Annotated in this window: 4 protein-coding genes; all 4 read left to right on the forward strand. The window is 74.9% G+C overall.

Annotated features, from left to right (window positions below):
- The 4 genes from ACZ7GX_RS36085 to ACZ7GX_RS36100 are packed head-to-tail and all read left to right on the forward strand — an operon-like array spanning position 1 to position 26,475.
- On the forward strand, positions 1-11,364 hold the full coding sequence (locus tag ACZ7GX_RS36085) for an amino acid adenylation domain-containing protein (protein ID WP_498783553.1): 11,364 nt from the start codon (positions 1-3) through the stop codon (positions 11,362-11,364).
- Positions 11,361-22,310, forward strand: a complete 10,950-nt coding sequence (locus ACZ7GX_RS36090) for a non-ribosomal peptide synthetase (RefSeq protein ID WP_498783554.1) — start codon at positions 11,361-11,363, stop codon at positions 22,308-22,310. Before ACZ7GX_RS36085 ends, ACZ7GX_RS36090 begins: the two co-directional genes overlap by 4 nt.
- Positions 22,307-26,266 carry an amino acid adenylation domain-containing protein gene (locus ACZ7GX_RS36095; RefSeq protein ID WP_498783556.1) on the forward strand — a complete coding sequence of 1,320 codons (3,960 nt, stop codon included), beginning with the start codon at positions 22,307-22,309 and terminating at the stop codon, positions 26,264-26,266. Before ACZ7GX_RS36090 ends, ACZ7GX_RS36095 begins: the two co-directional genes overlap by 4 nt.
- The gene (locus tag ACZ7GX_RS36100; RefSeq protein ID WP_498783558.1) at positions 26,263-26,475 is read left to right on the forward strand and encodes an MbtH family protein; all 213 of its coding nucleotides are present in this window, start codon (positions 26,263-26,265) and stop codon (positions 26,473-26,475) included. The genes ACZ7GX_RS36095 and ACZ7GX_RS36100 overlap by 4 nt, the downstream gene beginning before the upstream one ends.

Below are 26,475 nucleotides of genomic sequence, written 5' to 3' on the forward strand. Positions count from 1 at the left end.
ATGAGCGAGGACAGGCGGCGGTGGCCGCTCTCCCCGGGGCAGCTGGGGATCTGGTACGGCCAGCGGTTGAACCCCGACAACGTGTTCGTCATGTCGGAGTACCTGGAGATCCACGGCGCGGTGGACGTGGCGCTGTTCGAGGAGGCGCTGCGCCGCACCGTGCTGGAGGCCGAGACCGTCCAGGTCCGGTTCGCCGAGGACGCCGACGGCGTGTGGCAGTTCCTCGCTCCCGACCCGCACCTGCACTTCTTCGACCACACCGACCGCGCCGACCCGGTGGGCGACGCGGTGGCGTGGATGGACGACGACCTCTACCGGCCCATGGACCTGGAAAAGGGCCCGCTGTCGGTGGACGCGCTGTTCAAGGTCGAGGACGAGCGGTACCTGTACTACCAGCGCAACCACCACGTGATCGCGGACGGGGTGAGCGGGCGCATCTTCACCGACCGCCTCGCCACGGTCTACTCGGCGCTCGTGGCGGGGGAGGAGCCGCCGCCCAGCGCGTTCGCCACCCTCCAGCAGTACCTGGACGACGACGCGGCGTACCGGGCCTCGGACGCCTACCGCCGCGACCAGGAGCACTGGCGGACCCGCCTCGCCGACCGGCCCGCGCCGGTCGGCCTCACCTCGGGCACCGCGCCCGCCAGCGCCCGTCCCGCCCGCGCCACCGCGCACGTCGACCCGGCGTTGATGGACCGGATGAAGGAGCTCACCCGGGCCAACGCGTCCACCTGGCCGATGGCGCTGACCGCCGCCACCGCCGTCTACCTGCACCTGGTCACGGGCGCCCGCACCACGCCCGTCGGCTTCCCCGTGATGGCGCGCAAGAGCAAGCTGCTGCGCGACACGCCCGGCATGGTCAGCAACATCCTCGCGCTGTTCGTGGACCTCGACCCGGCGGTGACGTTCGTCGACGTGCTGCGCCGCACAACCGTCGAGGCCCGCACCACGCTCAAGCACCAGCGGTACCGGCAGGAGGACGTGCTCCGCGACCTCGGCCTGGTGCGCGGCGCGGGCCAGCTGGCGAACGTCGTGGTCAACATCATGCCGTTCGACTACAACGTGACCTTCGGCGGACACCCGGTCACCGCGCACAACCTGTCCAACGGCGTGATCGACGACGTCGAGATCACCGCCTACGACCGGTCCGACGGCAACCCCGTGCGGATCGACCTGGACGGCAACGAGTTCCTCTACACCGCCGACGAGGTGGCCGGGCACCTGGACCGGCTGCTGCGGCTGCTCGACCGGCTGCTGGCCGACCCGGACGCGCCGCTGGCGTCGTTCGACCTGCTCGACGCCGCCGAGCGCGACCAGGCGCTGGACGGCTGGAACCGCACCGACGCCCCGTTGGACGACGAGGACGGCGTGGTGCGCCGGGTTCGGGATCACGCCCGCCGCACCCCCGACTCGGTGGCCGTGGTGGACGACGAGGGGCCGACCACCTACGCCGAACTGGCCGGGCGCGCCGCGGCGCTGACCCGCCGGTTGTGGGACGCGGGGGTCGGGCGCGGTGACGTCGTCGCGCTGCCCACCGCCCCGGGCCGCGACTTCGTGGTGTCCGTGCTGGCGGTGCTCGGCGCGGGCGCGGCCTACGTGCCGGTGGACTCCGACGCGCCGATCGCCCGCGGCCGCGCGCTCGTCGCCGACAGCGGCGCACGGCTCGTGCTCGCCTCGCCGGCCGTCGCCTCCTTCGCCGGCGACCTGGGTGCCGAGCTGGTGCTCGTCACCGACGAGATCGCCGACGACTGGCCCGAGCCCGTCGGCGCGGGGGACGACCTGGCGTACGTGCTGTTCACGTCAGGGTCGACCGGCAAGCCCAAGGGCGCCATGGTCACCCACCGGGGCATGGTGAACCACCTGCTGGCCAAGGTCGAGGACTGCGCGCTGTCCGAAGTGGACACCGTGGTGCAGAACGCGCCGCTGACGTTCGACATCTCCATCTGGCAGATGCTCGCGCCGCTCGTGGCCGGCGGCACGGCGCGGGTCGTCACCCGGGAGCTCGCCGCCGACCCGCGCGGCCTGTTCGACCGGACCGACGCCGAACGCGTGGCCGTGCTGGAGGTCGTGCCGTCGCTGCTGCGCGCCGCGCTGGACCTGTGGGACGCCGACGGCGGCCGGCCCGGGCTGGCCTCGCTGCGCCTGCTCGTGGCCACGGGCGAGGCGCTGCCCGCCGACCTGTGCGCCCGCTGGCTCGACGCGTTCCCCGGCATCCCGCTGATGAACGCCTACGGACCCACCGAGTGCGCCGACGACGTCACGCACGCCTTCATCACCTCGCCCGCCGACGTGGCCGACGGCGTGCCGATCGGCAGCGCGCTGCGCAACACCCGCCTGTACGTGCTGGACGACCGGCTGCGGCCGGTGCCGGTCGGCACGCCCGGCGAGCTCTACGTCGGCGGCGAGGGCGTCGGCCGGGGCTACCTCGGCGACCCGGGCCGCACGGGCGTGGTGTTCGTGCCCGACCCGTTCACGCCGCGCCTCGGCCGCCGCATGTACCGCACCGGCGACTACGTGGTGCGCCGCGCCGACGGGTCGCTGGTGTTCCTGGAGCGCCGCGACCACCAGGTGAAGGTCCGGGGCCACCGCATCGAGCTGGGCGAGGTCGAGGCCGCGCTCACCGACGCCGTCGACGCGGTCGCGGTCGTCGTGCGCGAGGACCGGCCCGGGGACAAGCGGCTGGTCGCGTACGTGACGCCCGCCGACGTGGACGTGACGGCGCTTCGGGCGACCGCGGAGTCCCGGTTGCCGGGGTACATGGTGCCGTCGGCGTTCGTCGGGCTGGACGCGTTGCCGTTGACGCCCAACGGGAAGCTCGACCGGCACGCGTTGCCCGCGCCCGACGCGGGCGCCGCCGGCCGCGCGCCCCGCACGCCGCTGGAAGAACTGCTGGTCGCCGTGTTCGCCGACGTGCTCGGCGTCGAGCGGGTCGGCGTGGACGAGGGGTTCTTCGACCTCGGCGGGCACTCGCTGCTCGCCACCCGGCTGATCAGCAAGGTGCGGGCCGCGCTCGGCGTGGAGCTGTCCCTGCGCTCGGTGTTCGACCACCCGACCCCGGCCGGGCTCGCGCTCGTCGTGGACGGGGCCGCCGTCGCCCGCTCCCGTCCCGCCGCACGGCCGCGCCCGGACCTCGTGCCGCTGTCGTCCGCCCAGCGCCGGCTGTGGTTCCTGCACGGCTTGGACGAGACCGGCGGCACCTACAACGTGCCGCTGCCGCTGCGCCTGACCGGACCGCTCGACCGGGCCGCGTTGCTGGCCGCCCTCGGCGACGTCGTCACCCGCCACGAGCCGCTGCGGACCCGTTACCCCGAGGTCGGCGGCGAGCCCGTCCAGCACGTGCTCGACGCGGCCGACGCCCTGCGCCTGCTGCCCGACCACGTGGAGGCGGTGGCCGTCGCCGACCCGGCGGCGGAGATGACCGCCGCCACCGGCCACCGCTTCGACCTCGCGCACGGCCTGCCGTGGCGGTTGTGGCTGTTCGAGACCGGCGGCGATCGACCCGGGTCCGACGAGCACGTGCTGCTGCTGGTCGTGCACCACATCGCCGCCGACGGCTGGTCGCTGGCACCGCTGCTGCGCGACCTCGGCACGGCCTACCGCGCCCGGCACGCGGGCGTCGCCCCGGAGTTCACGCCGTTGCCGTTGCAGTACGCGGACTACGCGCTGTGGCAGCGGGACGCGCTCGGCGACGAGGACGACCCGGACGGCGCGCTCAGCCGCCAGGTCCGGTTCTGGCGCGACCGGCTCGCCGGCCTGCCCGACGTGCTGGAGCTGCCCGCCGACCGTCCGCGCCCGGACGTGCCGTCGCACCGGGGCGCCCGCGTGCCGCTGACCGTGGACGGCGAGCTGTACGGTCGGCTGGCCGACATCGCGCGGGAGACGCGCACGAGCGTGTTCATGGTGCTGCACGCGGCCGTGGCGGCGTTGTTGACGAGGTTGGGCGCGGGGACCGACGTCCCGCTGGGGACGGCGGTGGCGGGGCGTTCCGACGAGGTGCTGGACGACCTGGTCGGGTTCTTCGTCAACACGCTGGTGCTGCGCACGGACACGTCCGGCGACCCGACTTTCCGCGAGTTGCTGGAACGGGTGCGGCAGACCGACCTGGCCGCGTTGGCGCACCAGGACGTGCCGTTCGAGCGGCTGGTGGAGGAGCTGAACCCGCGCCGGTCGTTGGCGCGGCACCCGCTGTTCCAGGTGATGCTGGTCCTCCAGAACACCCCCGACCCGGACGTCGAGCTGCCGGGCCTGGACGTCGCCGTGGCCGACCTGCGCACGGCCGTGGCCAAGTTCGACCTGTGGTTCGACCTGTACGAGACGCGTGACGACAGCGGCGCGGTCACCGGTGTCGCCGGCGCCCTGGAGTACGCGCTCGACCTGTTCGACGAGGCCACCGCGCGGCACCTGGTGACCCGGCTGGGCACGCTCCTCGCGGCCGTCGCCGCCGACCCCGCCACCCCGCTGGGACGCCTCGACCTGCTCACCGCCGACGAACGGCACGCCGAACTCGTCACCTGGAACGACACCGCGCGGCCCGTCGACGGCACGTCCCTGGTCGCCCGGTTCGAGGCGCGGGCCGCCGCCACGCCCGACGCGCCCGCCGTGGTGTCCGACGAGGGCTCCTTGACCTACCGGCAGCTCGACGCGGAGGCCGACCGGTGGGCGCACCGGCTCGCCGCCGCGGGCGTCGCCGCCGAAACGCCGGTCGCGCTGCTGATGGACCGGTCGCCCGCGCTGGTGGTCGTGATCCTCGCGGTGCTCAAGGCGGGCGGCTACTACGTGCCGCTGCACGAGTCGTACCCGGTGGAGCGCCTGGACTTCGTGCTCGCGGACCTCGACGCGCCCGTCCTGGTCACCGACCGGCCGGCGCTGCCCGAGGGGCTGACCGCGCCCGTGCACGTCGTGCGCACCGACGAGCAGCCGCCCGCCGCGGGACCGCTGAACCGGCGTGCGCACCCCGACCAGCTCGCGTACGTGATGCACACGTCCGGCTCCACGGGTGTGCCCAAGGGCGTCGCCGTCACGCACGCGAACGTCGTGGAACTGGCCACCGACCGGCTGTTCACCACGCCCGCGCACGCCCGCGTGCTGCTGCACTCGTCGCACGCCTTCGACGCCGCCACCTACGAGCTGTGGGCCCCGCTGCTGTCCGGCGGCACGGTCGTCGTCGCGCCGCCGGGCGTGCTGGACATCGTCACGCTCGGCCGGGTCGTCGCCGACCACCGCGTCACCGCGCTGTGGCTGACCGCCGGGCTGTTCCGGCTGGTCGCGGAGGAGGCGCCGACGTGCCTGGCGGGCGTGCGGGAGGTGTGGACCGGCGGTGACGTCGTGCCCGCCGCCGCGGTGGCCCGCGTCCGCGCGCACTGCCCGGACCTGACCGTCGTCGACGGCTACGGCCCCACCGAGACCACGACGTTCGCCACCCGCTTCGCCCTGCGGCCCGGCGAACCCGACCCGGAGGCCATGCCCATCGGTCTGCCGATGGACAACACGCGCGTGCACGTCCTCGACCCCGACCTCGGGCTCACCCCGCCCGGCGCGGTGGGCGAACTGTACGTGGCGGGCACCGGGCTCGCGCGCGGCTACCTGGGCCGGGCCGGGCTCACCGCCGAGCGGTTCGTGCCCGACCCGTACGGGCCGCCCGGCGAGCGCATGTACCGCACCGGCGACCTGGTGCGGCGGCTGCCCGACGGACGGCTGGCGTTCCACGGGCGGGCCGACGACCAGGTGAAGCTGCGGGGCTTCCGCATCGAGCCCGGCGAGGTCGAGGCCGTGCTGGCGCGGCACCCGGACGTGGCGCACGCGGTCGTCGCCGTGCGTGCCGACCACCGCGGTGAACGTCGGCTCGTCGCGTACGTCGTGCCCGGCGAGGGCGTGGTCGTGGACCAGGCGGCGTTGCGCGCCCACGTCGGCGACGCGCTGCCCGCGTACATGGTGCCGTCGGTGGTGGTGGAGCTGGACTCGTTGCCGCTCAACGCCAACGGCAAGGTCGACCGGCACGCCCTGCCCGCGCCCGCCACCGCCGCCCCGTCGCCGTCCCGCGCGGCGCACGGCGTGGAGAAGGCGCTGTGCGGGCTGTTCGCCGACGTGCTCGGGGTGGAGTCGGTCGGCGTGGACGACGGGTTCTTCGACCTCGGCGGCCACTCGCTGCTCGCCATGCGGTTGATCAGCCGGGTCCGTGCGGTGCTGGGCGTGGAGGCGCCGATCCGCGCGGTGTTCGAGCACCCGACGCCCGCCGGGCTGGCCCGCGCCCTGCACGACGCCGCGCCCGCCCGTGCCCGCGTGACGCCCCGGCCCCGGCCCGACGTGGTGCCGTTGTCCGCCGCCCAGCAGCGCCTGTGGTTCCTCGACCGGCTGGACGAGGCGGGCGGCATGTACACCGTGCCGCTGGCCGTGCGGCTGACCGGGGCGTTGGACGACTCGGCGCTGCTCGCGGCGGTGGCCGACGTCGTCGTGCGCCACGAGGTGCTGCGGACCGTGTTCCCCGAGGTCGACGGCGCGCCGCGGCAGGCGGTGCTGGACCCGGCGGCGGCTGTCGCGCTGCTCAGCGCCGCGACCAGGCGGGTCGAGACCACCGAGGAGGCGTTGACCGGCGAGCTGGCCGACGCCGTGCGGCACAAGTTCGCCCTGGCCGACGACCTGCCCGTGGCCGTCCGGCTGTACCGGCTCGCCGCCGACCACCACGTGCTGCTCCTGCTGCTGCACCACGTGGCCGCCGACGGCTGGTCCCTCGCGCCGCTGCTGCGCGACCTCGGCGTCGCCTACCGCGCCCGGCACGCCGGCGTCGCGCCGGAGTTCACGCCGTTGCCCGTGCAGTACGCGGACTACACGTTGTGGCAGCACGACGTGCTCGGTTCCGACGACGACGAGCACAGCCCGTTGCGCGCCCAGCTCGACCACTGGCGCGCCCGGCTGGCCGACCTGCCCGACACGGTGGACCTGCCGGCGGACCGGCCCCGTGCCGGTCGGCCGGAGCACGAGGGCGGCTCCGTGCCGTTGCGGCTGGATGCGGGCGTGCACGCCCGTGTGGCGCGATTGGCAGCTGCGCACGGCGCCAGCCCGTTCATGGTGCTGCACGCCGCGCTGGCCGCGTTGCTGACCCGGTTGGGTGCGGGCGTCGACATCCCGGTCGGCACGCCCGTGGCCGGTCGGCGTGACGAGGCGTTGGACGACCTGGTCGGGTTCTTCGTGAACACGCTCGTGCTGCGGGTGGACACGTCGGGTGAGCCGTCGTTCGCCGAGCTGGTCGAGCGGGTGCGCGACGTCGACCTGGCCGCGTTCGCCAACCAGGACGTGCCGTTCGACCGGTTGGTCGAGGAGCTGGCGCCGCGGCGGTCGCTGGCTCGGCACCCGTTGTTCCAGGTGTTGCTCGTGCTGCAGAACAACGCCGACCCGGACCTGGACCTGCCGGGCGTCACGCCGGAGGTGGTGGACCTGCCGGCCGGGCCCGCCAAGTTCGACCTGTCGTTCACGTTGGCCGAGCGGCAGTCCGACGGTGAGCCCGCGGGGTTGAGCGGGGAGCTGGAGTACAGCCGGGACCTGTTCGACGAGGACACGGCGATCCGGGTGGCGGGCTGGTTCGCCCGCGTCCTGGACCAGGCCACGGCCGAGCCGTCGCGGCGGGTCGGTGAGCTGGACCTGCTCGCGCCCGGGGAGGCGGACCACCTGGCCCGGGGTGCCGCCGGACCGGTCGGTTCGGTGCCTGATCAGACGGTGCTCGCCGCGTTCGAGCGGTTCGCCGCGGTGCACGGTGATCGGCAGGCGTTGGTGGCCGGTGAGGTTCGGCTGACGGCGGCCGAGGTGGAACGCCGGGCCAACCGGCTCGCACACACCCTGCTCCGCCGGGGGACGGCGGTCGGCGACTTGGTGGCCGTGGTGCTGCCGCGCTCGGTCGACACGGTCGTTGCGCTGCTGGCCGTGCTGAAGGCGGGCGCCGTGTACCTGCCGCTCGACCCGGACCACCCGGAGGAACGGCGGCGCACCACCCTCTCCGACGCCCGCCCGGTCCTGATCATCACGGACACGGTGACGGCCGCCACCCTGCCGCCCGAACCGGCCAGGATCATCCTGGACACCCCACCCACCACCACAGTCGGCACCGCATCCCCGCACACCGATACGCCCCACCCCGGTTCAAACCGCAACCCTGCAATTCCCACCGCCATTTCCCACCACGACAGGGCCCGCACCGAGGCGGTCATCACTGCATCGGCCCGCGCCGACGCGCCTGATGTCGGTTCAATCCGCAAACCTGCAATTTCCACCGCCGCGGCCCACACCGCCGCGGCCCGCGCCGAGTCGGTCCGCGCCGACGTGGCTGGTGTCGAGTCGGTCCGCGCCGATGCGGTTCGCATGGATGCCGTGCGCGCTGATCTGGTTGGTGGCGATGGGATTCGCAGGGATGCGATTCTTGGCGACGCGGTCCGTATCGACATCGCGTCCGGCGACACGGACCGCACCGACAAGGCGCCCACCGATGCCGACCGGACCCGGCCGTTGACGGCGCGTGATGCCGCGTACGTCATCTACACCTCCGGGTCGACCGGTCGGCCCAAGGGGGTTGTGGTCGAGCACGGGTCGCTCGCGAACCTCCTGCGCCACCACCAAGAGCACGTCTTCGCCCCCATCGCGAACCGCCTCGGCCGTGATCGGTTGCGGGCGGCGTTGACGGCGCCCGTGGCGTTCGACGCGTCATGGGACCCAGTGCTCTGGATGCTCGCCGGCCACGAGCTGCACGTCATCGGCGACGACGCCCGCCGCGACCCGGACGCCCTCGTGGCCCACCTCCGCCACGAGCGCATCGACGTCATCGAGACCACACCGTCCTATGCAGACCACCTCATCGCCCACGGCCTGCTGGACGGCGAAGAGCGACACCCCTCCGTCGTGCTGCTCGGCGGCGAGGCGGTGCCCTCCCACCTCTGGCAGACCCTGCGCGCCACGCCCGGACTGGTGGCGCTCAACCTCTACGGCCCCACCGAGTCCACAGTGGACTCGATGATCGCCGACCTGGCCGACCACCCCGCCCCCGTCATCGGCACGCCGGTGCTCAACACCCGGGCGCACGTCCTCGACGCCTGGCTGCGGCCCGTGCCCGTGGGCGTGCCCGGCGAGCTGTACCTGTCCGGCCCGAACGTCGCCCGCGGCTACCTCGACCGACCCGCCCTCACCGCCCACCGGTTCGTCGCGGACCCCTTCACCGGCGCCGGCACGCGCATGTACCGCACCGGCGACCTCGCCCGCCGCCTGCCCGACGGGCACGTGGAGTTCCTCGGCCGCGTCGACGGCCAGGTGAAGGTGCGCGGCTTCCGGGTCGAACCCGGCGAGGTGGAAGCCGCGCTGCGCCGCCACGACGGCGTCGACACGTGCGCCGTCCTGCTGCGCCCGGACCACGGCGGCACGCCCCGGCTCGTCGCCTACGTCACCGCGACACCGGGCACGCGGCTGGACCCGGCGGCCCTGAGGTCCGCCCTGCGCGCCGAACTGCCCGACTACATGGTGCCGTCCGCGGTGGTGGTGCTGGACGAACTCCCGTTGAGCCGCAACGGCAAGCTCGACCACGCCGAGCTGCCCGCGCCCGCCGCCCCCGATCCGACACCCCGACCGGAGGGCACGCGCACCGCACGTGAAGAGGTGCTGTGCGCGGTGTTCGCCGACGTGCTCGGCCTGCCCGACGTCGGCGTGGACGACAGCTTCTTCGACCTCGGCGGCGACAGCATCGGCTCCATCCAGCTCGTCAGCCGCGCCCGCCGGGCGGGCCTGGTGTTCACCCCGCGCGACGTGTTCGAGCGCAAGACCGCGGCCGAACTCGCCCGGGTGGCCGTCGAGCCCGCCGACGCCCGCCTCGTGGCCGACCCGACCGGCAGCGGCCCGGCCGTGCTCACGCCGGTCGTGCGCTGGTTCCTCGACAGCGGCGGCACGCTCGACGGCTTCAACCAGGCCCAGCTCGTCGCCGTGCCGGCGGAACTGGGCCGGGACCGGCTGCTGGGCGCGCTCGACGCGCTGCTGGACCACCACGACGCCCTGCGCGCCCGCCTCGACCGCGACGCGGAGGGCGAGTGGGTCTACGAGATCGCCGACCGCGGCACGGTCCGCGCCGCCGACCTCACCCGCCGCGTGGACGTGACCGGGCTGGACGACACCGCGCGTGCCGCGGCCGTCCGCGCCGAGGCCGACACCGCGTGGCGGCGCCTCGACCCGGCACGGGGCGTGCTCGTGCAGGCGGTGTGGTTCGACGCGGGCCCGGCGCACCCCGGCGACCTGCTGCTGGTCGTGCACCACCTCGCGGTGGACGGCGTGTCGTGGCGCATCCTGCTGCCCGACCTCGCCCAGGCGTGGCACGCCCTCGCCGCCGGCCGCGACCCCGTGCTCGAACCCGTGTGGACGTCGTGGCGGCGCTGGTCGCACCTGCTGCACGACGCCGCGCACGACCCGTCCCGCGCCGACCAGCTCCTGTACTGGACCGCCGTCCTCGACGGCCCGGACCCGCTGCTCGGCGCACGCCCCCTCGACCCGGCGCGCGACACCGTCGGCACCGCGCGCACCAGCGAAGTCGTCCTCACCGTGGCGGACACCGCGCCGCTGCTCACGGAGGTGCCCGCCGCGTTCCACGCGGGCGTGGACGACGTGCTGCTCACCGCGCTCGCGCTGGCCGTCGGCCGGTGGCGGGAACGGCGCGGCCGCGGCGCGGAGACCTCCGTGCTGCTCCAGGTCGAGGGCCACGGCCGCGAGGACGTCGTGCCGGACGTGGAGCTGTCCCGCACGGTCGGCTGGTTCACCAGCGTGCACCCGGTGCGGCTGGACCCCGGTCGGGTCGGCTGGCCCGAGCTGCTCGCCGGCGGACCCGCCGCGGGCACCGCGCTGAAGCGGGTCAAGGAACAGCTGCGCGAGCTGCCGGAGAAGGGCGTCGGCTACGGCCTGCTGCGCCACCTCAACGACGACACGGCGGGCAAGCTCGCGGGCCTGGGCGCGCCGCAGATCGCGTTCAACTACCTGGGCCGCGTCGACACCGCCGCGCCCGGCGGCGACCGGCTGTGGCTGCCCGCGCCCGGTTTCACCGCGCCCGTCGGCCACGACGACTTGCCGTTCGTGCACGCGATCGAGGTCACGGCCGTCACCGAGGACACACCGGACGGCCCACGCCTGGCCGCCACCCTCGCCTGGCCCGCCGACCTGCTCGCCGACACCGAGGCCGCCGACCTCGGCACGGCGTGGCGGGAGGCGCTGCGCGGGCTGGTCGAGCACGTCCGGGGCACGGCGGCGGGCGGGCTCACCCCGTCCGACGTCGACCTGGTCCCGCTCAGCCAGGACGAGCTGGACCTGCTGGAAGACGACGAAGACGACGAGAGCGAGGACTTGGACCGATGAGCAAGAAGTCCGCAGTCGAGGACGTCCTGCCGCTGTCGTCGTTGCAGGAGGGGTTCCTCTTCCACGCCCTGTACGACCGCGACGGCCTGGACGTCTACACCGTGCAGATGGCCACCGAGCTGACCGGCCCGGTGGACGTGCCCGCGCTCCGCGCCGCCGCCGACGCGTTGCTGCGCCGGCACGCGAACCTGCGCGTCGGGTTCCGGCACAAGGGCCTGGACCGGCCCGTGCAGGTGGTGCGCCGCGAGGTGCGCGCGCCGTGGCGCGAGGTCGACCTGACCGCCGCCGCCGACCCGGAGGCGGACTACACCGACCTGGTCGACGAGGAACGCGCCCGCCGCTTCGACATGGCCCGCGCGCCGCTGCTGCGGTTCGTGCTGGTCGTGCTGCCCGGCCGGGTGCACCGGCTGCTGCTGACCATGCACCACATCCTGATGGACGGCTGGTCCACCCCAGTGTTCCTGGACGAGCTGTTCACCCTCTACGAGCACGCGGGCGACGACTCCGCGATGCCCCGCGTCACCCCCTACCGCGACTACCTGGGCTGGCTCAAGCGCCAGGACGTGGACGGCGCGCTGTCCGCCTACGACGAGGTGCTGGCGGGCCTCGACGGGCCGACGCTCGTCGGGTCGGCCGCGGACAACGCCTCCGTGGTGCCCGACGGCGTGCTGGTCGAGCTGGACGACGAGCTGACCGACGCCCTCACCCGCACCTCCCGCGCCCGCGGCTGGACGATGAACACCCTCGCCCAGGGCGCGTGGGGCGTGGTGCTCGGCCGCTACCTCGGCCGCCGCGACGTCGTGTTCGGCGGCACGGTGTCCGGCCGGCCCGCCGAGCTGCCGGGCGTGGAGACGATGCTCGGCCTGTTCATCAACACGCTGCCGGTGCGGGTGTCGTGGACCGCCGGCCAGTCGCTGGGCGACCTGCTGACGGCCGTGCAGGACCGGCAGGCCGGGCTGATCGCGCACCAGCACGTGGGCCTGGCCGACGTGCAGCGCCGCACCGGCCACGGCGAGCTGTTCGACACCACGATGGTGTTCGAGAACTACCCGGTCGACGTCGACACCGCGCCCGTGCTGGGCGGCGGCGTGCGGATCACCGACTTCCAGGCCCGCGACGCCACGCACTACCCGATCAGCCTCGTCGGCCTGCCCGGCGAGCGGCTGGCGTTCCGCCTGGACTACCGGCCCGACGTGCTCGGCCGGGCGACCGTGGCGCGGATGGGCGAGTGGCTGCGGCTGGTGCTGCGCGCCATCGCCGCCGACCCCGACCGGGCGGTGAACGCCGTCGACCTGCTCGACGCGGACGAGCGGGACCGCATCCTGGTCGACTGGAACGACACCGACCACCCCGTGGAGCCGCTGCACCTGACCGCGCTGCTCGACCGGCAGGCCGCCGAGACCCCGGACAAGACCGCCGTGGTGCACGGGACCGAGCAGCGCACCTACGCCGAGCTGCACGCCGACGCCAACCGCCTCGCCCGCCTGCTGGTCGAGCAGGGCGCCGGGCCGGAAACCCTGGTGGCGGTGGCGCTCCCGCGCGGCACGCGCCTGGTCACGACGCTGCTCGCGGTGCTCAAGACCGGCGCGGGCTACCTGCCGCTCGACCCCGACCAGCCCGCCGAACGGCTCGCCGACATGCTCGGCGAGACCCGGCCCGTGCGGCTGGTCACCGACGCGACCCTCGCGCCCCGCCTCGCCGCGCTCGACGTGCCGACGTCGGTCCTCGACGAGCTGGACCACGCCACCCGCTCCGCCGAACCGCTGACCGACGCCGACCGACGCGCGCCGCTGCGGCTGGAGCACGCCGCGTACGTCATCTACACCTCCGGCTCCACCGGGCGTCCCAAGGGGACGTTGGTCGAGCACCGCGCCGCGGTGAACTACCTCCAGTGGTCGGTCGACGCCTACCCGTCCGTGCGGTCCGGCGCGTTCCTGCACTCGCCCGTCACGTTCGACCTCACCGTCACCGGCCTGTACGCGCCGCTGATCTCCGGCGGCGCGGTGCACCTGGGCGACCTGGCCGACGGGGGCATCGACCCGGCGAGCCCCACCGCGGCCGGTTTCGCGTACCTCAAGGGCACGCCCAGCCACCTGTCCGTGCTCGACGTGCTGCCGGACGCCTACTCGCCGACCGCCGAACTCGTCCTGGGCGGCGAGCCGCTGCCCGGCGCGCAGCTCGACGTGTGGCGCAAGCGCCACCCCGGCGCCCGCGTGGTCAACGAGTACGGCCCCACCGAGACCACGGTCGGCTGCACGTCGCTCGTGGTCGAGCCGGGCGACGAGATCCCGGCCGAGGTGCTGTCGCTCGGCCGTCCACTGTGGAACACGCAGGCGTACGTGCTGGACGACGCGTTGCGCCCGGTGCCGCCCGGCGTCGTCGGCGAGCTCTACATCGCGGGCGAGAACCTGGCCCGCGGCTACGTGGCCCGGCCCGGTCTCACCTCCGGCCGGTTCGTCGCCAACCCGTACGGCGCTGCATCCAATTCTTCTGGCGGAACCCGCATGTACCGCACCGGCGACCTGGCCCGGTGGGGCGAGCACGGCGACCTGCTGTTCGCCGGCCGCGCCGACGACCAGGTGAAGATCCGCGGCTACCGCGTCGAGCTGGGCGAGATCGAGTCCGTGCTGTCCCGGCACCCCTCGACCGGGCCGGTCGGCGTGGTCGTGCGCGAGGACCAGCCCGGCGACCAGCGGCTCGTCGCCTACGTCGTGCCCGCCGAGGGCCACGACTTCGACCCGGTCGCGCTGCACGCGCACGTCACCGCCGCCGTGCCGGACTACATGGTGCCGTCGGCGTTCGTCCGGCTCGACGCGCTGCCGCTGACCACCAACGGCAAGCTGGACCGCCGCGGCCTGCCCGCGCCGGACGTGGTCGGCGGCACCGCCGCGACCGGCCGCGCCCCGCGCAACTTCACCGAGGAAGTGCTGGTCGGCGTGTTCGCCACGGTCCTCAACCTGCCGTCGGTCGGCGTGGAGGACAGCTTCTTCGACCTCGGCGGCCACTCCCTGCTCGCCACCCGCCTGGTCAGCCGGGTCCGGTCGGTGCTGGACGTCGAGCTGTCCATCCGCTCGGTGTTCGAAGCGCCCACGCCCGCCGCGCTGGCGGCGCTGGCCGAACGCGCCCGCGGCACCCGCCACGACGTGGAGGTGCTGCCCCGCCCGGACGTGCTGCCCCTGTCGTACGCCCAGCGGCGCCTGTGGTTCCTCGACCGGCTGGAGGAGGCGGCGGGCATGTACAACGTGCCGCTGCCGCTGCGCCTGACCGGGCGGCTGGACCGGGACGCGCTCACGGCGGCGTTCCGCGACGTCGTGGCCCGGCACGAGTCGTTGCGCACCACGTTCCCCGAGGTCGACGGCGAACCGCGCCAGCACGTGCTCGACGCGCCCGACCTGCCGGTGGCGCACGTCGAGGTGGACGAGGACGACCTGCCCGCCGCCATCGCCGACGCCCTGGGCCACCGGTTCGACCTGGCCGCCGAGCCGCCGTGCCGGGTGTGGCTGTTCGAGCTCGCGCCCGACGAGCACGTGGTGCTGTTCCTGGTGCACCACATCGCGGGCGACGGCTGGTCGTTGACGCCCCTGCTGCGCGACCTCGGCACGGCCTACCGCGCGCGGCTGGCCGGCACGGCGCCGGACCTGCCGCCGCTGCCGTTGCAGTACGCGGACTACACGCTGTGGCAGCGGCGCGTGCTCGGGTCCGACGAGGAGGAGGGCAGCGCGCTCGCCGCGCAGGTCGAGTTCTGGCGCGCCCAGCTGGCCGGGCTGCCCGAGGTGCTGGAGCTGCCGGCGGACCGGCCGCGCCCGGCGGTGGCGTCCTACCGGGGCGGGCGGGTGCCGTTGCGGCTGGACGCCGACACGCACACCAGGCTCGTGGCGCTGGCGCGGCAGACCCGCACGACGGTGTTCATGGTGCTCCAGGCGGCCGTGGCGGCGTTGTTGACGCGGTTGGGCGCGGGCACCGACATCCCGTTGGGCACGGCGGTGGCCGGGCGTTCCGACGAGGCGTTGGACGACCTGGTCGGGTTCTTCGTCAACACGCTGGTGCTGCGCACCGACACCTCCGGCGACCCGACGTTCAAGGAACTGCTGGAACGGGTGCGGCAGACCGACCTGGCCGCGTTGGCGCACCAGGACGTGCCGTTCGAGCGGTTGGTGGAGGTGCTCAACCCCCGCCGGTCGCTGGCGCGCCACCCGCTGTTCCAGGTGATGCTCGTGCTGCAGAACACCCCCGAGGCCGACCTGGACCTGCCGGACCTCGCCATCGACCTCGAAGACGTGCCCGGCGGCGCGGCGAAGTTCGACCTGCTGCTCGACCTGCGCGAGACCCACGACCACGCGGGGCGGCCGGCCGGTGTGGAAGGCGACCTCGAACACGCCCTCGACCTGTTCGACGCGTCGACCGCCCGGGTGCTCGTGCGGCGGCTCGTGCGGCTGCTGGAGACCGTCGTCGCCGACCCGGCGATCCGGCTCGGCGAGGTGGACGTCCTGGACCCCGCCGAACGCGAACGCGTGCTGCACACGTGGAACGACACCGCGCGGCCGGTGCCCGAGGTGTTCGTGGAGCGGCTCGTCGCCCGGCAGGCGGGCCGCACGCCGGACGCGATCGCCGTCGTCGGCCCCGACCGCGTGCTCACGTACGCCGAGCTGGACGCCCGCGCCGACCGGCTCGCCGCCCTGCTCGTGGCCCGCGGCGTGCGGCCGGAGACCGTGGTCGCGGTCTCGTTGCCCCGCACGTCCGACGCGGTGGTCTCGCTGCTCGCGGTGCTCAAGGCGGGCGGCGCGTACGTGCCGCTGGACCCCGGCCACCCGGCCGAGCGGGTGGCGTTCGTGCTGGACGACACCCGACCGGTGTGCGTGGTGGCCGACCGCACCACGGCTCCCCGCCTCACCGCCGCCGCCGCCGACCGGCTCGTCCTGCTCGACGACCCGGCCGTCGCCGAACGCCTCACCCGGCCCGTCGCGCCACCGACCCCGGCCGTGCACGGCGGGTCGCTCGCCTACGTCATCCACACCTCCGGCTCCACCGGCCGTCCCAAGGGCGTGGCCGTGACGCGGCACGGCATGGCGAACCTCGTCGGCTGGGCCGCCGACCACTTCACCGCCGACGAGCTGTCCTCGGTGCTGCTGTCCACCTCGTTGAACTTCGACGTGTCCGTCTTCGAGCTGTTCACCCCGCTCACGGTGGGCGGTCGGGTCGAGGTGGTCGAGAACCTGACCACCCTCGTGGAGCGCGGCGGCTGGACGGGCGGCCTCGTCAGCGGCGTGCCCTCGGTGTTCGCCCAGGTCCTCGCGGCCGGGGTGGAGCTGGACGCGCGGGCCGTCGTGCTGGCCGGCGAAGGCCTGCCCGCGAGCGTCTACAACGACGTGCGCGCCGCCCTCCCGGCCGCCCGGATCGACAACATCTACGGACCCACCGAGGCCACCGTCTACACCCTCCAGTGGGGTTCCACGGCGCCCGACCCGCTCGACGGCCCCGCGCCCACCGGCCGTCCACTGTGGAACACCCGCGCCTACGTGCTGGACGCGGCCATGCGGCCCGTGCCGCCCGGCACCCCCGGTGAGCTGTACCTGGCGGGCGAGAGCCTGGCCCGGGGCTACGTCGGGCGCGCCGCGCTCACCGCGGAGCGGTTCGTGGCCGACCCGTTCGGCCGCGGCGGGCGGCTCTACCGCACCGGCGACCTCGTGCGCTGGGGCGCGGCCGGCCAGTTGGAGTACCTCGGCCGCTCCGACGACCAGGTGAAGCTGCGCGGCTTCCGGATCGAGCTCGGCGAGGTCGAGTCCGCGCTCGCCCGGCACGCCGACGTGGACCGCGCCGCCGTCGTGGTCCGCGAGGACCGGCCGGGGGACAAGCGGCTCGTCGGGTACGTCGTGCCCGCCCGCGCCCTCGACCCGGCCGCCGTGCTCGACACCGTGCGCGCGACCCTGCCCGCCTACATGGTGCCCGCCGCGCTCGTCGTGCTCGACGCGTTCCCCTTGAACGCCAACGGCAAGCTCGACCGCCGGGCCCTGCCCGCGCCGGACGCCGCCGCGATCGGCGACGCCGCGCCGCGCACACCCGCCGAAGAGGTGCTGTGCGCGGTGTTCGCGGACGTGCTCGGCCTGGACCGGGTCGGCGTGGACGACGGGTTCTTCGACCTCGGCGGCCACTCGCTGCTCGCCACGCGCCTGGTGAGCCAGGTGCGTGCGGCGATGGGCGTGGAACTGCCGCTGCGCGCGGTGTTCGAAGCCCCGACGCCCGCGCTGCTGGCCGCCCGCGCCACCGCCGCCGGCGCCGCCCGCGAGGGCGTCACCCGCGCCGAGCGGCCCGACGTGGTGCCGCTGTCGTTCGCCCAGCGCCGCCTGTGGTTCCTCGACCGGTTGGAGGACGCCAACGGGATGTACAACATCCCGATCGCGCTGCGGCTCTCCGGCGACCTGGACGTGACCGCGCTGCGCGCCGCGCTCGGCGACGTGCTGGCCCGCCACGAGTCGCTGCGCACCGTCTTCCCCGACTCCGACGGCACGCCGCGCCAGCTCGTGGTGCCCGCCGCCGAGGCCGACGAGGCGCTGACCCGGGCGTTCAGCGTGCGCACCACCGACGCGAGCGTGCTGCGCGAACGCCTGGACGAGGCGGCGGCGTGCACGTTCGACCTGGCCCGCGAACTGCCGCTCAAGGCGTGGCTGTTCGAGCTGTCGCCCTCCGAGCACGTGCTGCTGCTGGTGCTGCACCACATCGCGGGCGACGGCTGGTCGTTCACGCCGCTGACCCGCGACCTCGGCCACGCCTACCGCGCCCGCCTCGCCGGACGCGCCCCCGACCTGCCGGAACTGCCGGTCCAGTACGCGGACTACGCGCTGTGGCAGGCCGACGTGCTGGGCGCGGACGGCGACCCGGACTCGACGGGCACGGCGCAGCTGGAGTTCTGGCGGCGGCAGCTCGACGGCATCCCCGACGCGCTGGAGCTGCCGACCGACCGGAGGCGGCCCGCCGTCGCCTCCCACCGCGGCGGACTCGTCCGGTGGCACGTGGACGCCGACCTGCACGCCGACCTGCTGACCCTGGCCCGCCGAACCGGCACGAGCCTGTTCATGGTGCTCCAGGCGGCGATCTCGGCGCTGCTGACCCGGCTGGGCGCCGGTGAGGACGTGGTCCTCGGCACGGCCGTCGCGGGCCGCACGGACGCCGCGCTGGAAGACCTGGTCGGCTTCTTCGTCAACACGCTCGTGCTGCGGACCGACACGTCCGGCGACCCCGCGTTCGAGGAGCTGCTCGGCCGGGTCCGGCAGACCGACCTGGCCGCGTTCGCGCACCAGGACCTGCCGTTCGACCGGCTCGTGGACGCGCTCAACCCCGAGCGGTCCGTCGCGCGGCACCCGCTGTTCCAGGTGATGCTCGTGCTCCAGAACGCGCCCGAGCCGGACCTGGAGCTGCCCGGCCTGAGCCTGGACCTGGTCGACCTCGGCGAGGGCCCGGCGAAGTTCGACCTGTCGTTCGACCTGGGCGAGACCCACCGCGACGGCGCGCCGGCGGGCCTGGAGGGCACCATCCAGTTCGCCGCCGACCTGTTCGACCGCCCCACCGCCGAAGCCCTCGGCGCACGCCTGACGCGCGTGCTGAGGACCGTCGCCGCCGACGCCGCCACCCCGGTGAGCGCACTGCCGGTCCTGGGCGAGGGTGAACGCGGCATCGTGCTGGACGTGTGGGGCCGCAACCCCTCCCACCGGGCCCGCAACACGGTCGTCGGCCGCTTTCGCGCCCAGCTCGCGAAGGCCCCGGACGCGGTGGCCCTGGTCGACGGCGACCGCGAGCTCACCTACGCCGAGGTGGACGCCCGCGCCCGCGCGCTCGCCCACCACCTGGTCGGGATCGGGGTGCGCGCCGAGACGCGGGTGGCCGTGCTCGCCCGCCGCACCGCCGAGCGGACCGTCGCCACCCTCGCCACGCTCTACGCGGGCGGCGCGTACGTGCCGCTGCACGACGGCAACCCCGTCGAGCGGCACAACCTGATCCTCGCCGACACCGCCGCGGCGGTCCTGCTCACCGACCGCGCCGACCTGCCCGCGGGCCTGGCCGCACCGGCGCACGTCGTGGACTTCACGGCCGGGCTGCCGCCCGCACCCGACACCGGGCTGCCGACACCGCACCCGGACCAGTTGGCGTACGTCATCCACACGTCCGGTTCCACGGGCGTGCCGAAGGGCGCGGCCGTCACCCACGCCAACGTGGTGGAGCTGGCCACCGACTCGATCTTCACCACGGGCGCGCACCACCGCGTCCTCGTCCACTCCTCCTACGCGTTCGACGCGAGCACGTACGAGATGTGGGTGCCGCTGCTCAACGGCGGCGCCGCCGTCGTGGACTCGCCGGACGACGTCGACATCGCCGGTCTGGCCGCCGCGATCCGCCGGCACGGCGTGACCGCGCTGTGGCTCACCTCGGGCCTGTTCCGGGTGGTCGCGGAGGAGGCGCCGGAGACGTTGGCGGGCCTGCGCGAGGTGTGGACCGGCGGTGACGTGGTGTCCGAGCACGCCGTGGCCACCGTGCGCCGGGCGTGCCCGGACCTGGTGCTGGTCAACGGCTACGGCCCCACCGAGACCACCACGTTCGCCTCGCGCCACGCCGTGCTGCCCGGCGACGTGGCCGCGAGCCCGCTGCCCATCGGCGCCCCGATGGCCGGGACCGCGCTGCGCGTGCTGGACGGCCGCCTCCAGCCCGTGCCGCCGGGCGTGACGGGCGAGCTGTACGTGGCCGGCGGCAAGCTGGCCCGCGGCTACCTGGCCCGACCGGGGCTCACCGCCGAGCGGTTCCTGCCCGACCCGCACGGCGCGCCCGGCGACCGCATGTACCGCACGGGCGACCTGGCCCGCTGGTCCCGCGACGGCAGGCTGGAGTTCGTCGGCCGCACCGACGGCCAGGTGAAGCTGCGCGGCTTCCGGATCGAGCCGGGCGAGGTCGAGGCCGCGCTGACCGGCCGGGCGGGCGTCACGGGCGCGGCGGTCGTGCTCCGCGAGGACCGGCCCGGTGAACGCCGGCTCGTCGCCTACCTCGTCGGCGACGACGTGGACGTGGCGCGAGCGCGTGCCGCGGCCGTCGCCGCCCTGCCGGACTACTCGGTGCCGTCGGCGTTCGTGGTGCTGCCCGAGCTGCCGCTGACCGTCAACGGCAAGGTCGACCGCCGCGCGCTGCCCGCCCCGCACCGGGAAGCCGCGCCGGTCACTGTGCCCCGGACGGCCGTGGAAGAGGCCCTGGCCATGGTCTTCGCCGACGTGCTCGGGGTGGAGCGGGTCGGCGTGGACGACGGGTTCTTCGACCTGGGCGGCGACAGCATCATGTCGATCCAGCTGGTCAGCCGCGCCCGCACGGCCGGCTGGGTGTTCACCCCGCGCGACGTGTTCGAGCTGAAGACCGTCCGACGCCTCGCCGACGTCGCCGTGCCGCTGACCGAGCAGGACGACGTGGCCGACCGCGACGGCGTGGGCGAGGTGCCGCTGCTGCCGATCGTGGAGTGGCTGCGCGCCGGCGGCGGCCCGATCGACGGGTTCAACCAGTCGCACGTGGTCGCCACACCCGCCGGGACCACCACCGGGCACCTGGTGGACGCCCTGGCCGTCGTGCTCGACCACCACGACGCGCTGCGCACCCGGCTGCACCGCGACGACGACGGCTGGGCGCTGGAAGTCCTGCCGCACGGCGCGGTGCGGGCCGAGGAGCACGTCGCCCGCGTCGACGTCGCCGGACTCGCCGAGGGCGACCTGGCGGCGGTGGTCGCCGAGCACACCGAGACCGCCCGCCGCGCCCTGCGACCCGACGACGCGGTGATGCTGCGTCTGGTCTGGTTCGACGCCGGGCCCGACGCGCCCGGCCGGCTGCTCGTCCTGGCCCACCACCTGGTCGTGGACGGCGTGTCGTGGCGGGTCCTGCTGCCCGACCTCGCCTCCGCCGCGACCGCCGCCCGCCTGGGCGTCCCGCCCGAGCTGCCGCCGGTGCGGACGTCGTGGCGGCGCTGGGCCACCCGCCTCGCCGAGGCGGCGACGCAACCGCGGTGGGCGGAGCAGCTGCCGCACTGGCTCGCCACCGCCGACACCGCCCAACCCGCCCTCGCCGCACGCCCGCTCGACCCGCGCCGCGACACCCTCGCCACGGCGCGGACCGCGGTGGTCGAGGTCGACCCGGACGTCACCACGGCCTTGCTGACGACCGCGCCCGCCGCGTTCCGCGTGAGCGTCGACGACGTGCTGCTCACCGGCTTCGGCCTGGCCGTGCGCGAGTGGCTGGCCCGGCGCGGCGAACGGCTGCCCGACGCACTGCTGGTGGACCGCGAGGGCCACGGCAGGCACGAGGACGCCGTGGCACCGGGGTTGGACCTCTCCCGCACGGTCGGCTGGTTCACCAACCTCTACCCGGTGCGGGTGGACGTGCCGCCGCTGCGGTGGGACGACGTGCTCGCCGCCGGCGAGCCCGTGGGCGCGGCGCTCAAGCAGGTCAAGGAAGGGCTGCGCGCGGTGCCCGACCACGGCCTCGGCTACGGCCTGCTGCGCCACCTCAACCCGGACACCGCGGGCAAGCTCGCCGCCTGCCCGGCGCCGCAGATCGGGTTCAACTACCTGGGCCGCACGAGCGTCGGCGCGACCGGCCGCGACTGGACGCCGTCGTCCGACGCGGGTGGCGCGGTGGGCGACGACGGGCTGCCGTTCGCCCACGTGCTGGAGGTCAACGCCTTCACCGAGGACGGCGCGGGCGGGCCGCGTCTCGTCGCCGCCCTGTCGTGGCCCGCCGCCCTGCTCGACGAACCGGACGTGGTCGCGCTCGGCGGGCTGTGGCGCGACGCCCTGGCCGCGCTCGCCGCCCACGCCCGCGACCCGCGCGCCGGCGGCCTCACGCCCTCCGACGTGGCGCTGGTCCCCCTGTCGCAGAAGAACATCGACCACTTGGAGGCCATGATGAGGAAGGCGGGCCGAGCATGAGCGCCGCACCGCGCATCGAGGACATCCTCCCGCTGGCCCCGCTGCAGCAGGGCCTGCTGTTCCACGCCCTGCACGACACCGACGGCCTCGACTTCTACACCGTCCAGGTGGCCGTCGACCTCTACGGCGAACTCGGCGTGGACGCGCTGCACGACGCCGTGCGGGCGTTGGTGCGGCGGCACGCCGGGCTGCGGTCGGTGTTCGTGCACGAAGGGCTCGACCAGCCCGTGCAGGTCGTGCTCGACCACGTCGACGTGCCGTGGGAGGTGGTGGACTGCTCGAAGCTGTCCGTCGCCGAGGCGGAAGCGCGGTTCGAGGAGCGCTACGACGCCGAACGGCTGCGCCGCTTCGCGCTGCACGAGGACGTGCCGCTGCGGTGCGTGCTGTTCCGGATGCCGTTCAAGGACTTCCGGCTCGCCCTCACCCTGCACCACATCGCGGTCGACGGCTGGTCGATGCCCGTGCTGCTGGACGAGCTGTTCGAGCTGTACGACCGGCACGGCGACGAGAAGGGCATGGCGCCCGTCGCGCCCTACCGCGACTACCTGGCGTGGCTCGACGCCCGCGACCACGAGGTGTCCCGCAAGGCGTGGGACGAGGTGCTGCACGGCGTCTCCGAGCCGACGCTGGTCGGCGGGGCGGGACGGCCGGGGGAGCAGGCGCCGCCCGCGCGGCTGAAGGCGAAGCTGGGCGTGGAGCTGACCGGGCGGCTCGGCGAGCTGGCCCGTGAGCGCGGCTGGACGGTCAACACCGTCGTGCAGGCCGCGTGGGGCCTCACGCTCGGCGTGCACACCGGTCGCACCGACGTGGTGTTCGGCGGCACGGTGTCCGGCCGCCCGCCCGAGCTGCCGGGCGTGGAGCGCATGATCGGCCTGTTCATCAACACCTTGCCGGTGCGGGTGAGCTGGTCGCCCGACGACACCGCCGCGGACCTGCTCGACGCGCTCCAGTCGCAGCAGACCGGCCTGCTGGAGCACCAGCACGTCAACCTCGCCGACCTCCAGGGCCGGGTGGGGCGCGGGCCGCTGTTCGACACGACTTTGGTGTTCGAGAACTACCCGGCCGGCGACGAGGACAACACCGAGCTGGCCGGCGGCGCGTTCCTGATCGACGTGGAGGCCCGCGACGCCACGCACTACCCCGTGACGCTGATCGGCGTGCCGGGGGAGGACCTGGCGTTCCGGCTGGACCACCGGCCCGACCTGGTGGACGCGGCCGTCGCCCGCCGCCTGCTGGACTGGCTGCTGCGCGTCCTGGCCGACCTGGTCGAGCACCCGGACCGGCCGCTGAGCGCGTTCACGCCGCTGGACGACGCCGACCGCGACCGCGTGCTGCACGAGTGGAACGCCACCGCGTCGCCCGTCGAGGACGTCACGCTCACCGACCTGCTGGACCGGCAAGGGGCGTCCTCGCCGCACGCCACGGCCGTCATCGACCACGACCGGGTGCTGGACTACGCCGGGCTGCACGCGTCCGCCGACCGCCTGGCCCGCCGCCTCGTCGCCGCGGGCGCCGGGCCGGACGCGCTGGTGGCCGTGTCGCTGCCGCGCTCGGCCGACCTGGTCGTGGCGCTGCTGGCCGTGCTGAAGTCCGGTGCGGCCTACCTGCCGCTGGACACCGACCTGCCGTCCCGGCGGCGCGCCGTGCTGCTGGCCGAGGCCCGGCCGGTGTGCGTGGTGACCGACGACCCGGCGGCGTTCGACGGCCTGCCGGTGGTGGAGGTGCGCGGCGCGGACGTGCCGGACGTGGCGGTGAGCCGGGCGCGGCCGGACGACCTGGCGTACGTCATCCACACCTCCGGCTCCACGGGCACGCCCAAGGGCGTCGGCGTGCCGCACCGGGGCATCGTGAACCGCCTGCGGTGGATGCAGGACCGCTACGGCCTCACCCCGGACGACCGGGTGCTGCTCAAGACGCCGTACACGTTCGACGTGTCGGTGTGGGAGTTCTTCTGGCCGTTGATCACCGGTGCGGCGATCGTGGTCGCCAAGCCGGACGGCCACCGCGATCCCGCGTACCTCGCGCGGGCGATCAACGACCACGGGGTGACGACCGTCCACTTCGTGCCGTCCATGTTGGACTCGTTCCTGGTGGAGCCCGCGCCCTGCCCGACCCTGCGCCGGGTGGTGTGCAGCGGCGAAGCGCTCCTGCCCGCGACCCGGGACCGGTTCCTGGCGGCGTACTCCGCCGAACTGCACAACCTGTACGGCCCCACCGAGGCATCGGTCGACGTCACGTCGTGGCAGTGCGACGCGGACGACCCGCGCGTGCCCATCGGCAGGCCGGTGTGGAACACCCGCGCGTACGTGCTGGACGCCCGGCTCGCACCCGTGCCGCCCGGCGCGCCGGGCGAGCTGTACCTGGCGGGCGTGCAGCTGGCCCGCGGCTACCTCGGCCGCCCCGGCGTGACCGCGACGCGGTTCGTCGCCGACCCGTTCGGCCCGCCCGGCTCGCGCCTGTACCGCACCGGCGACCTGGCGCGGTGGGACGACGACGGCGCGCTCGTGTACCTGGGCCGTGTCGACGACCAGGTGAAGATCCGGGGCGTCCGGGTGGAGCTGGGCGAGGTGGAGGCCGCCGTGGCGCGGTGCGCCGCGGTGGCGCACGCGGCCGTCGCGGTGCGCGAGGACGTGCCCGGTGACCAGCGGCTGGCGGCGTACTTCGTGCCCGAGCCCGGCGCTTCGCCGGACCCGGAGGCGGTGCGCGACCACGTGGCCGCCGAGCTGCCCGCGCACCTGGTGCCCGGCACGTTCACCGCGCTGGAGTCGTTGCCGCTCAACGCCAACGGCAAGCTGGACCGCCGCGCCCTGCCCGTGCCCACGGCGGTCGCGACCGCCGGCCGTGCGCCGCGCAACCTCACCGAGGACCTGCTGTGCCGCATGTTCGCCGAGGTGCTGCGGGTGGACGCCTTCGACCCGGATCGCGGGTTCTTCGCGGCGGGCGGCCACTCGCTGCTGGCCGTGACGCTGGCCGACCGGGTGCGGTCGCGGTTCGACGCCGACGTGACCGTGCGTACGCTGTTCGAGGCGCCCAGCCCGGCTGAGCTCGCCCGCCGCCTCGACGGCGACCCGGCCGCGACCGGTGTGGACGCCCTGGGCCCGGTCCTGCCGCTGCGGCCGGGCGGCACCGCGCCGCCGCTGTTCTGCCTGCACCCGGCCTCCGGCCTGAGCTGGTGCTACACCGGGCTGCTCGGCGCGCTCGACCCGGACGTGCCGCTCTACGGCCTCCAGGCGGACTTCCCGGCAACGGCCCGCCAGAACCCGCCCGACGACCGCTCGCTCGGCAGCCGGTCTCGTTCCCTCGAACCGAGCGACCACCGCCCCCTCGGCGATCCTCCGTCCCTCGGCGACCAAGCGGCCCGCTTCGTGGACCACATCCGCACCGTCGCGCCGCACGGCCCGTACCGCCTGCTGGGCTGGTCCATGGGCGGCCACCTCGCGCACGAGGTCGCGGTCCGCCTCCAGGAAGCCGGCGAGACCGTCGACCTGCTCGCCGTCCTCGACTCCTACCCCCGCGCCGACGCCACACCGCTGAGCACCGAAGAGGTCTTCGCCGACGCGTTCGCCGGCACCGGCCTGAGCCCCGAAGACCTCGCCACCCCCGAGGGCCACGCCCGGGCCGTCGCCGTGGTGCGCACCGAACTCGGCGGCTACGAGCAGACCACCGACGACCTCGCCCGCGCCGTCCTGACCACCTACCTGGCCAACGGCCGCGCCTTGTCCGCCCACACCCCGCGCCGCTTCGACGGCGACCTGCTGTTCTTCCGCGCCACCGACGCCGCCGACCACCCGGAACGCGACCCGGACCGGTGGGCGCCGCACGTCACCGGCGCCATCCGCGTGCACGACGTGCCCGCACCCCACGAAGAGATGACTCGTCGAGACGTCCTCGACGAGGTCGCCACGGCGGTCGACGCCGCCCTGACGACGCCGCGACCCGAAGGAGACCCGCGATGAGCACCAACCCGTTCGAGGACGAGAACGGCACCTACTTCGTGCTGGTCAACGACGAGAACCAGCACTCCCTCTGGCCGCACTTCATCCCCGTGCCCGACGGCTGGCGCGTGGTGTTCGGCGAGGCGTCCCGCCAGGACTGCCTGGACCACGTCGAGGCGAACTGGACCGACATGCGCCCCAAGAGCCTCGTCGACGCCATGGGCGCCTGA

This window comes from Actinosynnema sp. NPDC037264, from assembly GCF_055603705.1.

Coding starts and splice junctions, on each gene's coding strand:
- ACZ7GX_RS36100 (WP_498783558.1), top strand. CDS start 26,263: ATGAGCACCAACCCGTTCGAGGACGAGAACGGCACCTACTTCGTGCTG.
- ACZ7GX_RS36085 (WP_498783553.1), top strand. CDS start 1: ATGAGCGAGGACAGGCGGCGGTGGCCGCTCTCCCCGGGGCAGCTGGGG.
- ACZ7GX_RS36095 (WP_498783556.1), top strand. CDS start 22,307: ATGAGCGCCGCACCGCGCATCGAGGACATCCTCCCGCTGGCCCCGCTG.
- ACZ7GX_RS36090 (WP_498783554.1), top strand. CDS start 11,361: ATGAGCAAGAAGTCCGCAGTCGAGGACGTCCTGCCGCTGTCGTCGTTG.